We start from the raw sequence: 12791 nt of genomic DNA, 5'->3' as shown, positions 1-12791 counted from the left end.
TCTCAGACATATAAAAAAACGGCAACTGCCGTTTTTTTATTATGATTAGTTACGACGTGTACGTCTGTCAACGAAACCAAGGAAGGCCAATAGTGTCATGAAGATACCTACAAGACTGAATCCTGCTGCAGTTGACTCACCTGTTTCTGGCAAGCTATCTGCTTCTTGTACAGGAGCTTGTTTCTCAGCTTTTGTTTGACCATAATTTACAGGAACTTGCGCTACAGTTTGAGCTGCTTGTTCTTGTGTTGTGAAAGCAATAACTTTACCATCTACATCGTAAACAGGTACTGGTGTGAGACCTTTAGATGTAATGTTAGCGAACTCTTTAGCCAATTGTGTTTGACGCTCTTTGTCTGCCTTAGCTTTCATGTAGTTATCGAAGGCCGTTTGAACAGTCGTGTATTCGCTCGTTAATTTATCACGCTTAGCTGACAATTCAACAAGTTTCGCACGTTCGGTTGAAAGAGCACCTTTGGCTGCAGTAAGTTTAGCAAAGGCTGTTGCACGTTCTGCTTTAGCCTTAGCTAGGTTACCTGAAGCATTTGTAAGGGCTGCTAGACGGTTCTTAGCAGCAGTCAAAGCTTGGTTAGCTTGTGTCAATGCTACTTGTTTCTTAGCAGTATCTTGCTTAGCAGCGTTGTAAGCATTTGTCAAACGTTGCAAGGTCGCAGAACTTGTCGCAAGTTTATCTTTAGCTGTTTGAAGCTCTGCTTGTTTTTCATCAAGAGTTGCTTGAGCTTTGCTAAGGGCTGCTGCTTTTTCTTGTGCATTAGCATTAAGATTTTCAACTGCAGCATTAGCTTTTTCCAATTCTGATTTAGCAGTTGCAAGGGCTGCTTGTTTTTCAGAAAGGTTATTCTGAGCAGCTGCCAACTTGCTTGCAGTCGCTTTAAGAGCTGCAAGTTCTGATTGAGTATTCTTAAGTTTAAGAGTTGCTGACTCAGAAGCAGATTTCTTGCTAGCCAAATCACTTTGAGCTTGATCGTTAGCTTGTTTAGCAGCTTCATAAGCGGCTTTTGCAGCTGCTAGGTTTGCATTTGGAGATGGTTGAGATTGGTTACCTACATATGGGTTAGCAATCTTAGTTGTGTCAAAGCTACTATCAGAAGCGATAGAATTTTTATTGACATTGTTTACATGAACGTTAAAGGCACCGGCAACAACACTGATGTCTGTACCAATGTAGGCCTCACCACCATCTGCTGTAAGTCCAGAAATAGAACGAGCATGGTTCCACTCTTTACCATTAAACATGAAGTCAAGCATAGCTTCGTAGACATATTTCTTAATGTCGTTAAGTGTAAATGGTCCTGTCAACCCTTGCCATGTATTAAGGTTTTCACCAATACTTACACTATTAAATGACTTACCAGCACGGTCAAGGGCCGCACTATCATGTCGTTTATGGGTAATAGCTTCCCAACCCCAGTTATCTGCTACATAACCATCTGAAACACGATCAGCTGCAAGAACACTACCTTTTGAAACAGATGTTTGAGTTGTACCAAAGGCTGTACGAATTTGGTTAATCAAACTTGAAGCATACAATGACAAATCTGTAATTTGAGCTTCACTAAGATTATTCAAATCACTAATTTTAACATTTTTATCTGCTTCATTGTCTTGATAACTATTGTTACCACGATCACGTTTATTGACGTTCTTCAAGACTTGTTCAGCTTGAGCTATTTCTGCTGCTGTCGCTGTTTTAGACTCATGAATCTTAAGGGCATTAACATACTCTTGTGATACTGAGAATTTTTGACGAACATTAGCTGTTGAAGTTGTTGAAGATTCTGCTTTTTTCTTAGCTGCTTCAGCGGCTGCAAGAGCAGCTGCCTTTTCATTAGCTACTGTTTGAGCAGTCTCATAGGCTGCTTTAGCTTGGTTTGCTGCATTTTGGTCTACAGTCAATTGACCTTCTTTAGCTGAAATAGCAGTAGCTTTTTCTTTATCAGCTGCCTGAGCGGCTGCCAATTCTTCTTGAGCTTTTTTCTCAGCTACTGTTGCAGCGTCAAAAACTGATTGTGCTTTAGCTTGGTTAGAAGCTGCCTCAGAAGCGCTAGAACCATTAAGAGCTGCTTTAGCAGCATCTACTGATTTTTGAGCATTAGCAACTTCACTAGCTTTAGCATTGACATTAGCTTGATCTGTATTAACGACAGATTGCTGTTTGTCTGCTGCATCTTTGGCAGTTTTTTCTGCTGATTGAGCTGTTTCGACTGCTGACTTAGCTTCCTTAGCCGCATTTTCTGCAGTAGTTACTTGACCTTGAGCGGCAGCAATAGTTTCTGGGCTTGCTTCATCGGCTGCTGTTTGTGCCTTTTGCAAGTTAGCATCTGCTGTCGCTAGATTTGCTTGAGCCTGGTTGGCAACTGCTTCATGATTAGCAACTACTGACTCTTGTTGCGATACTGCTTGATTTGCAGCGCTGGCTTGTTCTCTAGCCGCTTCAACTTGGGCTTGAGTTGGGACAGCTTGTGTAGCTGTCGATGATACTGATGCTGTTGTTGAGGCTTGATCGTTTGTCGTTACCTCATCAGCTTTAGCAACTGTAGCAGAAACTGCAAGTGCTGCAATTCCAGCTGTCGCCAAAACCTTTTTATTCATAAGACGAACTCCTTTTTATGTTAAAAATTCACTACTATATAATAACATTTTAATAATCCTGAAACAAGATGCTGACTCCTAATTTTTAAAATTTAATTATTTTATAAGCTTTCATAGCCTGTTTACAAAAACCATTAAATTGTTAGTCAAAAGTAGAGTTGCTGTTTCAAAGTCCTTTTTTAGTCTTTGATTCTGCCTTATCCTTCCATTCTATCAAAACTTCGTTACAGTTTCTTAACTTTCTTTAAACGTTTTTTTGATATAATGTGTACTCATCATATGCAAATGGAGGAGCAAAGTGGCAAAAACATTAAAAACATTGAGTAACATCTTACTAGGAAGCCTATCACTGTGCTTGTCTTATTGGTTTTATAGGGGCCATCTCGAACAGTACGTTCATTACATCGCCCATTATGGCTCCTACTTCCAAGTCTTACTCAACCTAGTCATCATAGTCCTGCTTAGTTACTTTGTCTATGCTTTTTTGAAACTCCTTCTTACTAGACAGCTGAAAAAACAGACACTGCTCCTACTCTACTTCATTTACTTTCTTGCTCTCTTCTACCTACTTTTCTTGAAAAACATTGGTACCCAAGGTCTCTCACTTAATCCCCTTTCCTTCGCTCGGGAATTATACTGGGGGAGCCACTTCGTTCCCATCATGAACCTATTAATGTTCATTCCTCTGGGACTCCTCTTTTCTTCACGATTGAGTAATCTCCTACTTTGTCTCCTGACCCTTTTCACCGTCGAATCCATTCAGTACTTTGGACATTTGGGAGTCTTTGATTTAGGAGATATCGCCTTAAATATGCTAGGTATCCTTGTCGGAACTGCTATCCATCAACTCCCTCAATTTCAAACAGTTATCAAAAAGATTTTAATATAGAGAAGCCTTCAGAATTAAATCTGGAGGTCTTTTACTGGCTCTATAGATCAATCATCATAAGAAATTTTAGATGAATACCGCAAAACTGCCCTCTGAATCTAGAGAGCTGTTTTGAACTCGGGCTAAAATCCTAGTGAAAAAGAAAAACTGCCCCATTATAGAGCAGTTCCATTTTCGTGTATTCAATTGAACAAGGCCTAAGCACTTGTATCTTGAATTAACGACGAAGTCCAAGTGAGCTGATCAACTCACGGTAACGGTTAACATCTGTGCGACGAAGGTACGCCAACAAGTTACGACGGTGACCGATTTTTTTCATCAAACCACGGTAAGTAGCGTGGTCTTTTTTGTGTTGTTTAATGTGGTCGTTAAGGTGGTTGATTTCCCAAGTAAGGACAGCAACTTGAACCTCTACTGAACCAGTGTCACCTTCGTGACGTGCATATTGAGCAATGATTTCATTTTTTTTCTCTTTTGAGATTGCCATGTTTTTTCTCCTTTTTTTGCTCCATCCGAGTCTTAGGATTGGCTCTCCTAAAACCAAGAAAGAGTTGGTTTGTCTTTACGACCTCTCTATTTTAGCTCATCTACTAATCTTTGTCAATCACAAGATTCACTGTTTAGATTTCTACATCTTAGACTTTTTTGTCATTCTTGATTTCATCAAAAAACCAAGGAAAAGTAGGAAACTTACTATAGCATAGGCTAGGAAAATCCAACTAAAACTTGGAGATACAAGTGCCAATAATTTCAAAACATAAGGAGAGAGGGCAGACCCTAGGTTACACCCCAAGAGGACATAGGCTGTCGCTTTGTTCAACAGATTTCTAGCAATACGCTCAGAAAGTTGGTTAAAGATAATTGTCAAAACAGTACTATAGAAGAAACCAACACCAACTGAGGATAAAATCAAAATCGGTAAGTTACTAGCCACTGACATCCCAAAGAGACAAACCGCCAATAAAAACATCACTATATGCAAAAGATGATTCTTAAAATATCCTATAAGAGAAGCGAAACTTAGTCCAGCTACAATTCCAATTCCTTGCTCTAAACTAAGTACTAAAGCTGATTGCCCACTCGCAATGGTCTTACCAGCAACCTGAAATAGAGGCACGCGCAAACTAATCGAAGAATTAATACAGATGACAAATCCTGCTAAAAGGGCCATGCCAAGGATCATACTAAGGTCTTTTTTGTTTAGACCTTGTTTACTTTTTGTAATCTGCTTCCTCTCCACCTGATCCATCGTTGGCACAAAAAGGAGGTACATGGTCAGAATCACAAAACCAAGACCATAAATAAGAAAGGCAAAGGTCCAATGGATTTTCAATAGTTGACCAACCAAAAGAGAACACGAAGCTCCACCAATCAACTCCATGGAGCCACGAATACCTAACATCTGAACCCGTTCTTTACCTTGAAAACGTTGACTGATGATGGCAATCGCCTTAGCATTGATAAGGCCGATCCCCATCCCAAAAGCAATACGTGACAGTAAGACAAGAGGATAGGCTTGTACAAAAAAAGGAAAAATCCCAGCACTACTAAGTAAAAGCAATCCAGTCACAATTAGCTGTCTATCACTTAGCCATTTGTCAATAAATGAATTAAGTAAGAGCATCGCTACTACGGAAAATGAAGGGACAGATACTAAAAGCTCCACTTGCGCGGCAGAAAAGGTTGGGCTATAGTAGTCCAACATAGGTGGTAGCGCTGTTGAAATCGAAAAGGCCGAAATCAAGAGCAAGGATAGCCCAAGTAGGCTCATTTTTTCTAAAATTCGTGTCATAATATAGGGATTAGAACATCCTTTCCTTACTTGTCTGATAGTTATTTTTTCATTATAATCTAAGGAGAGTTTAAAAAATAGGACCTAGGTCCTAAAAAAGGAGATGTATGCGTAATCATGACATAAGACCTCAACTTGATCAGGTCTTTCCACCCCTCTATCTCGACCAATTACAGAAAGTCACCTTTCAAAAGAATGATTATATTTGTACCCAAGGAAAAGCTATCACAGAGCTAACCTACATTTTGTCAGGAAAGGTAAAAATTGTGCGTTCTCTCTTCAATGGTAAAGAACATATCCTAGAAATGCTTAACCAACCACAAATATTTGGAGATGTAGAACTCATGACCAATCAACCAGCAGGGTCATCAGTCATTGCTTTAGAAGAGGTTCAAGCAGTTCAGCTCCCTTTAAATAATAAAGAAGAGCTCCTCAAAGATCCCGTTTTTCTCTATCAAATTGGGCATAACCTAGCTATGGCACTGCATAAACAGGGTATTACTGCCTCAACAAATGCAAGCTACTCTGTCAAAGAGCGTCTGGCTACTCATATGTTGAGTATTGAGGAAGAAGGTGTTTTTCAACTATCACCATCTATCCTAGCTGCCAGTTTTGGGACTAGCTATCGCCATGTGCAACGAGTTATCAAACAATTTATCGATCAAGGAATTATTGAAAAAGAAGCTTTTAAGACCTATCGTATTTTACAACGACAAACCTTGGAAAAACTGGCTTTTATCGATTAGAAAAAGCCTCACTTTAACCCTTGATGGTTTAATTTTCAACCCTTTTGTGCTATAGTTATAAACAAGTAAATCAAAGAAAATAGAGGTAAACAAATGGACGCTCAAACCAAAATTATCCGCGCCAGCCATATGATTGATATGAATGATATCATTCGCGAAGGAAACCCAACCTTGCGTGCTGTCGCTGAAGATGTAACCTTCCCACTATCAGACGAAGACATTATCCTAGGTGAAAAAATGATGCAGTTTCTTCGTAATTCACAAGATCCTGTTATTGCTGAAAAAATGGGGCTTCGTGGGGGAGTCGGTCTTGCAGCCCCACAATTGGATATTTCAAAACGCATTATCGCGGTTCTCGTTCCAAACCCTGAAGACGCTGAAGGTAATCCACCAAAAGAAGCATATAGCCTTCAAGAAATCATGTACAACCCTAAAGTAGTTGCCCATTCTGTTCAGGATGCTGCTTTGGGTGATGGAGAAGGATGCCTCTCAGTCGACCGCGACGTTCCTGGTTATGTGGTTCGTCATGCTCGAGTAACTGTTGAATACTACAACAAAGAGGGCGAAAAGCAGCGTGTTAAGCTCCGTGGGTACAACTCAATTGTTGTTCAACATGAAATCGACCATACTAACGGTATCATGTTCTACGACCGCATCAATAAAGACAATCCATTCGCCATTAAAGATGGACTCTTGATTATCGAATAAAGAAAGCCTCAGTATTGCTACTGAGGTTTTAAGTTGAAGATAAAGCCTTAGTGCCTCCGTATAGCTGGGTTAAAGTAGAAAAGAACCGACTTTGTCAGTTCTTTTTTCATTATATGAACCTGTCCTCAGACAAGCATATTGTAAAGTGTTTCGTTACCGTGAAGGTTGATATAACTTGGGTCAAAGGCTGAAAGACGATCGAGAAGACCATCATAATCATTTTTATCACTAAGAGCGATACCAATGAGAACTGGACCTTTTCCTTTATTAGCACGTTTGATGTACTCAAAACGAGTGATATCATCATTTGGTCCCAAAATATCATTTACAAATTCACGAAGGGCACCAGGACGTTGTGGGAAGTTAACCACAAAGTAATGCTTGATGCCATCGTAGATAAGCGCACGTTCTTCCATCTCTGGCATACGGTTGATATCATTGTTACCACCTGAAATGATGCAGACGATGGTTTTTCCTTTAATCTCATCTTTAATCACTTCCAAAGCTGCTACTGATGCTGCACCTGCGGGTTCTGCAATGGTACCAACCTTAGAGTACATATCAATTAGGGTTTCTGAAATCAAGCCTTCATCAACTCCCAAGAGACGGTCAACATATTTACGTGCAACTTCATAGGTCTTGACACCTACCTTTTGAACAGCAATCCCATCTGCAAACTTATCAATTTCTTCGAGTTTTATAGGATAACCACGGTCAAAGGCAGCACGCATACTACGAGCACCACTAGCCTCAACACCAATAACTTCCATAGATGGTGCCACATCCTTGATATAAGTAGCCACACCAGAGATAAGGCCTCCGCCACCTACTGGAACCAAGATACTATCGAAGGAAACACCCTCCTCTTGAGCCTGCTCATAAATTTCATAAGCAACTGTTCCTTGACCCGCTTGGACATTATAATCGTCGAATGGATCAATGAAAGTCATGCCTTCAGATTTGGTATATTCCTGTGCTGCTTGAGCAGAAGCATCAAAGGTATCTCCCACCAATTTGATTGTTACAAACTTGCCACCAAAGAAACGGACTTGACCAATTTTTTGGAGAGGCGTTGTTACTGGCATAAAGATAGTTGCCGGAATCCTCATCTCGTTACAAGTGTAGGCAACCCCTTGAGCATGGTTTCCAGCTGATGCACAAACCACACCACGCGCCTTATCCTCATCACTCAATTGATGAATAGCATAGTAGGCTCCTCGCAATTTGAAAGAGCGTACCTTTTGCATATTTTCTTTTTTAATATAAATGGTCGCCCCGTATTTTTCAGATAAGTAGCGATCAAAATCTAGTGGTGTGCGTTCCACCACGTTTTTTAAGACTTCATTAGCCTTTACGATATCATTTGCAGTAATCATTGGCTCTCCTTTGACACAATATTCAAACTATTTCTATTGTATCACAATTTTCAGAAAAAATAGCAGCCAGTATAAAGAAAACTCCTTGTTTACACAAAGAGTTCTACTTATTATTTATCAACTTTTTTTGACATCAAGAAGTTACGAAGAGCTGCAAGGGTTGCCGCACCTGCAAGGACAATAGCTGTGAGGATAGCTACAGCATGTTCTCCCCACTTGTGAGATTTTGCTGTTTTAGCAATTGTAGCCTTAAGATCTTCAGCTGTTCCTTTTTCACCTGCTTGCGTCGTTGTCTTACTTGCAAGGTTAAGATCTTGACTACCACTGTAAGTGTTATCTGACGAAGCTGTATTGTTAAGGTCTTGACGGCTACTGCGAGTATAGCTAACATTTGTTGTAATGCTATCAATCATCTCAACAATATTTCTGATTGTAGTTGCATCGTACAAGCCACCCTCAGTATCTTTCAAGATTGATACTGCTAATTTTTCAATAGAAGCTTCTGAAGAAGCTGCTACCATAGAGTGAGATTCTGAGCTTGCTGTTTCTGAATATCTTGCATAATTGCTAAAGAGTGACGCTGCTTCTGTAATCGTTTCAGAAGTACTTGGTAAGTTTTCTGAGACGCGAGGAGCTGCAGAGAGTCTATTCCAACTATTGATGTTTTCTGATAGTCCATCAAGGATGACTTCCTCAGACGTGCTCACTGTTTCTGAAATTGCCGAAGTCACTTCTGAAGTGCTCACTTGACTTTCTGATTCTGTCAATGAAACAGCTGGTTCTTTAACTACTTCTGATTCTGAAACGACTGTGCTGATTGAATTCTCTGATTCAGATGCTGAAGTCTCGGAAGTTGATGCTTCTGAGATAATATCAGTTTCTGAGACCTTCGATGATACTGTTGTGCTTGTAGTTTCTGAAACAAGGCTAGTGCTTGCCTGACTCTCTGTTTCTGTCAAAGAAGCCACTGGTTCAACTACTGCATGTGATTCTGAAATTGCTGTCGTCGTTGGAATTGCTGACTCTGAAGTTGATGCTGCTGAACTATTTTCAGTTTCTGATGCTTCCGATGATACTGGTGTATTTTCTGATACTTCTGATGAGGCTGTTGAGGCAGCTGTGCTTGTAGCCTCTGAAGCTGATGCAGTGATTGAATCTGACGCTACTGTACCTTGATCCGTATTAGATACTGAGTTGTCATCTTTCTTATCATGTGCAGTCTCTGACACAGCTATCGCCACTGGAACAGCTGCTGAGTTTACTAACTCGTCAACTGATGGTGCTGGTTTAGTTGTTTCATCGAGTTTAGGAGCTTCAACAGATGGTTTCTTATCAGTTGGAGACTCTGAATCTTTGTTTACTGTTGTATTTTCTGATTTAGCTGTTTCTGAGCTTGCTTCAGATGTTACGGTATTATCTGCTTTCTTACCAGCTTGGTTAGTAACTGGTTTCAAGATAACTGGTTCTACCGGTGTTGCTGTTGTGTCTTCCTTGATATAGAGCATGTTCCAAAGAGTTAGTTTAGGAACTGAAATGACAAGCACTGGTTGACCATTTTCATCTGTTTCAAGACTTGCTTGTGCCTTCTTCATGCTTGAAGTTGCCCAATCATCTGGTGACGTCACATAGACTTGATTGGCAATTTTAGCAGCTTCTTGAGCTGTTTTACCTGCTAGGCTAAGACGAACTGTGAGATTTTCTTGTGCGTCCGGTGTTTTATTGTCCGCATAACCCTCTTCATTATGCCAGCCCGCATTGATGCCCATCATGTTAATCATTTGAACAGTTGAGAAACCTTTTCCTGATTTAGCAAATGTCCAAACTTGATCTCCTGTCACACCAAGAGCATCTTTAGAAAGGATTTCACCGGCAGCATTCTTGGTAGATACAGACTGAGTGCTATTAGTCACACCCTCTCCACGGAGAAGATTTTCATAAGCAGTGATGAACTGTTGGTAATTGTAAAGCTTACGAATAGTGTCCTTAGCTACACTGAGGTATTGCGTTGGGTAATAGGCACTTTGAAGAACGTTAAGGGCTGCATTAGCATTGGCAAGGGCTGCAATGGACATGTGATGGCCACCGGCTGCAGCTACTGTCGCATCTACGAGAAGTGTCGCATCAGCTTGCAATGGTTTACCAGCAAGGGCATCTTTACCCGCACCGTTAGTTGCTTTTCCGCCAGGAACAGTATAGTCAATACCTGGTTCTTCCATGTAGGCACCAACGATAAGTGATTTACCAGTTTTATTGCGTACCATATCGATACGTGCTTTCAAATCACCATAGGCAACCTGCATACGTCCTGGAATAACTGAACCACCATTTGTCCAAAGCTCATTATAAACAACATCTTGACGTGCCTTGGCTAGTTTATCGTCATTACCACCATTAACATCATTGATTGTGATGTAGTACTTTTCACCGATGAGGTCTTTCATAGCATTAATAAATGACGCATATGAATCAGACATCATGTGTGAGTCAGCCTCGTCTGTGCTGTTACGGTGCTCATAATCAGTCACACGGTTGTCACCAATTGTATCACCTTGCCAACCATCGAATCCCATACGATCCATAGCTGATTTCATGACTCCTGCGATGTATTTTTGCCAATCTGGATTCGCCGGATCATAGTAAACTTGAGTTGGGTTATCACCGATAGTGTAAGTCATCGGTTCACCCTTCTTACCAAAGCTATCGTAGAAGTTATAAGCCAAAGCAGCAAGTGGAAGGGCCGGATTCTTTGGATTTGAATCTGCTGAAATCATGTTATAAAGCATGGCAACAGCACCTGACTTATGAACTTGATCAACCAATTCTTTAACAGCCTTAGTGTCAACCTGAGTGTGACTCCAGGTATTCCATTTTTGAACAAAGCTATCGACACCTTCTGGGAAAGGATCTGTAGCTTCATTATAAGCATCATAGAAGAAATATGAGTTGATATTCATAGACTTCATGAGCTCAAGCTCTTTACGGTAGGCTTCAAGATTTTTAACAAGAATACTGTTTTGATCAGTTGGTGAACCTGCTACGATACCGTAACGTGGGAAAACTGTCCAATCATCTTCAACAGACAAGCCAGCGCGCTTGCTTGACAAGACATTGCCTGATTTATCGTTGACACTGATTGTCACCAAGTAACCTGTATTGTTTGTCAACCACTCTGACGCTACTGTCAAGTTTGAAACCTTGGCTGAAGCTCCTGCCGCTAGCGTAAGGTCAACGTTATCTTGACCGATAATTTCTGAAGCATGTTGAAGTGTCAAGTTGACAGTCATCGTCTTAGTTTCTGCTGTTGGATTAGACACAACAACGGAATAATTAATATCACCATCTGTCTTGCTATAAGCTGCTTTTGTTGTTTCTGGATCTGTCAAGTAGGCATCACCATTCAAGTTTTGCTCTGTCACTTCTGTAACTGGTGTTACTTGAGCAGTTGAATGGCGTCCTGCTTCAGTAGCATTATCAGATGATGATGTGATGGTTTCCACAGCAGCTGACTCAGGAGCTAGTGCTTCACTGGCTACAAGCGTTTCTGAGCTAGCACTTTCTGCTGGCACAGCTTGTGAAAAGATTGTAGAAGCTGTCGCTGTTGTTGCAGTATCTGTCGCAACAGTAGCAGTTGATGGACCTATTTCTGTTGTCGCTACTGGAGCAACGGCCTCAGTTGGTACCACCACCAAGTTATCTGCTTCAGTTGTAATAACTGGTTTTGTTGCTTCTGAACTGACCACGTTATCTGCCTTGGCAACCTGATTCATCCCTAGGACACCACCGGCTACAAACAAACCTGATAATAATTTAGTTGACGCTACTTTCTTTGACATATCTCTCTATCCCTCTAAAAAAGTTTAAATCACCTCGGCGTTTCAAATTATCACTATTTGTATTTGCATGCTGTAAACTCGAGTTATTTTTAGTTTCATAAAAATCGCTTGGTGTTTCTTATGAAACTAATGTTAACTTAATCTTTTTTGTAAGACAAGGGAATTTCCGGTAATCCTCGTAAACGGTAATTTTTTCATCATGAATGGTCAGGTTTTTTCAGAAATTTGAGAGCAACATTTTCTAATTTCATTAAATATTCACTTGATTCAGTCTACTTAAAATAAAAAAATAAATCCCAAATAATGAAAATCCATCACCTAAATAGTTCCTGCGATGAGAATAAAAAACCACCTCTCACACAAGGCGAGAAATGGTTTGTTTATCGATTTTTGGTATCTAAAATAATGGTCACAGGTCCGTCATTGACCAAACTAACCTGCATATCTGCGCCAAAGCGTCCTCTTTCTACAGGAACATGAGTTGACAAGGATTGGTTGAAATCGTCATAGAACTGGCTAGCCATGTCAGGCTTTGCAGCACCTGTAAATGCCGGTCGATTCCCTTTTTTCGTATCTGCAAAAAGCGTAAACTGAGAAATCGACAAAATCTGGCCACCAACATCCTTAACAGAAAGATTCATCTTGCCATCTTCATCTGAAAAAATACGCATATTGACAATCTTACGAACTGCATACTCTAGGTCCTCTTTGGTGTCCTCGGGACCAACTCCGACCAATAGTAAGAGCCCCTGCTTAATAGCGCCAACCGTAGAATCCTCAATAACTACAGAGGCACTTTGCACGCGCTGAATTACAATCTTCATCGCAGTAACT

The 12791-nt window shown here is 40.6% G+C and carries 9 protein-coding genes; 3 read left to right on the top strand and 6 right to left on the bottom strand.

What is annotated here, in order from left to right; all coding sequences use genetic code 11:
• Positions 1–45: 45 nt before the first annotated feature.
• Positions 46–2613: an SEC10/PgrA surface exclusion domain-containing protein gene (locus HMPREF3112_RS00105; RefSeq protein WP_070437408.1), complete on the bottom strand. Its 2568-nt coding sequence runs from the start codon at positions 2611–2613 to the stop codon at positions 46–48.
• Between the two features lie 298 nt (positions 2614–2911).
• Here HMPREF3112_RS00105 and HMPREF3112_RS00100 point away from each other — a divergent pair, with 298 nt between their 5' ends.
• The gene (locus tag HMPREF3112_RS00100) at positions 2912–3502 is read left to right on the top strand and encodes a VanZ family protein (protein WP_070437406.1); all 591 of its coding nucleotides are present in this window, start codon (positions 2912–2914) and stop codon (positions 3500–3502) included.
• Between the two features lie 217 nt (positions 3503–3719).
• On the opposite strand, the gene rpsO is transcribed toward HMPREF3112_RS00100, so the two are convergent.
• Positions 3720–3989 (bottom strand): 30S ribosomal protein S15, encoded by a 270-nt coding sequence (gene rpsO / locus HMPREF3112_RS00095; protein WP_008535715.1) that lies wholly within the window; start codon positions 3987–3989, stop codon positions 3720–3722.
• A gap of 141 nt (positions 3990–4130) precedes the next feature.
• Positions 4131–5294, bottom strand: a complete 1164-nt coding sequence (locus HMPREF3112_RS00090) for an MFS transporter (protein WP_048673981.1) — start codon at positions 5292–5294, stop codon at positions 4131–4133.
• 107 nt (positions 5295–5401) lie between these two features.
• Between HMPREF3112_RS00090 and HMPREF3112_RS00085 the strand changes: the two genes are divergently transcribed.
• Positions 5402–6040, top strand: a complete 639-nt coding sequence (locus HMPREF3112_RS00085) for a Crp/Fnr family transcriptional regulator (protein ID WP_048673983.1) — start codon at positions 5402–5404, stop codon at positions 6038–6040.
• Positions 6041–6133: 93 nt separating this feature from the next.
• Positions 6134–6748, top strand: coding sequence for a peptide deformylase (def, locus tag HMPREF3112_RS00080; RefSeq protein WP_003095026.1), 615 nt, complete (start codon positions 6134–6136; stop codon positions 6746–6748).
• 125 nt (positions 6749–6873) lie between these two features.
• Here the strand turns inward: def and ilvA are convergent, their stop codons facing one another.
• From ilvA to dtd, 3 genes are all read right to left on the bottom strand, one after another.
• A complete protein-coding gene (gene ilvA / locus HMPREF3112_RS00075) occupies positions 6874–8124 on the bottom strand; it encodes a threonine ammonia-lyase IlvA (protein ID WP_048673985.1) in 1251 nt (416 codons plus the stop codon).
• 110 nt (positions 8125–8234) lie between these two features.
• Positions 8235–11957 (bottom strand): glycoside hydrolase family 66 protein, encoded by a 3723-nt coding sequence (locus HMPREF3112_RS00070; RefSeq protein WP_070437402.1) that lies wholly within the window; start codon positions 11955–11957, stop codon positions 8235–8237.
• A gap of 380 nt (positions 11958–12337) precedes the next feature.
• The gene (gene dtd / locus HMPREF3112_RS00065) at positions 12338–12781 is read right to left on the bottom strand and encodes a D-aminoacyl-tRNA deacylase (RefSeq protein WP_022496524.1); all 444 of its coding nucleotides are present in this window, start codon (positions 12779–12781) and stop codon (positions 12338–12340) included.
• Between the last annotated feature and the right edge of the window lie 10 nt (positions 12782–12791).

Source organism: Streptococcus sp. HMSC10E12 (assembly GCF_001807855.1).
Classification (GTDB): domain Bacteria; phylum Bacillota; class Bacilli; order Lactobacillales; family Streptococcaceae; genus Streptococcus; species Streptococcus salivarius.
The sequence above is the reverse complement of the archived record's forward strand: the minus strand, read 5'-3'. Positions and strand labels throughout refer to the sequence as shown.